Origin of the sequence: Deinococcus alpinitundrae, assembly GCF_009982895.1 — a bacterium.
GTDB lineage: Bacteria > Deinococcota > Deinococci > Deinococcales > Deinococcaceae > Deinococcus > Deinococcus alpinitundrae.
On sequence record NZ_WXZL01000217.1, the window covers coordinates 1 to 277 of the forward strand.

General features: G+C 26.4%; 1 protein-coding gene. It reads right to left on the reverse strand.

What is annotated here, in order from left to right; translation table 11 throughout:
• Positions 1–100: 100 nt before the first annotated feature.
• Positions 101–268: a hypothetical protein gene (locus GUI70_RS25615; protein WP_368733647.1), complete on the reverse strand. Its 168-nt coding sequence runs from the start codon at positions 266–268 to the stop codon at positions 101–103.
• Between the last annotated feature and the right edge of the window lie 9 nt (positions 269–277).

Consider the following 277-nt stretch of genomic DNA (forward strand, 5'->3'; position numbering starts at 1 on the left):
TTGTACCGGTTACAAACGAAATATAAGCAGTTGCGATTAAAATGACTAACAAACATAAAAATAGTAGTTTCTTTTTATTTTTTATCATCATATCAACTCACTATTTTTTATCCTTATAAAATAAATCATATAATTGAGTCATTGCCTTATCAGCATCAACATTTGCTGTAATACCGAATGGCACTTCCTCTAAGTCATAAACATGATTATTTTTCACAGCTTTAAAATGTTTCCAAATATCATTCTGTTTAAATTCTTTTTGAAACATTTTCTTAAC

What these genes read in the sequence shown, in the direction of transcription:
- GUI70_RS25615 (WP_368733647.1), bottom strand. Translation starts at nt 268, where the DNA reads ATGTTTCAAAAAGAATTTAAACAGAATGATATTTGGAAACATTTTAAA.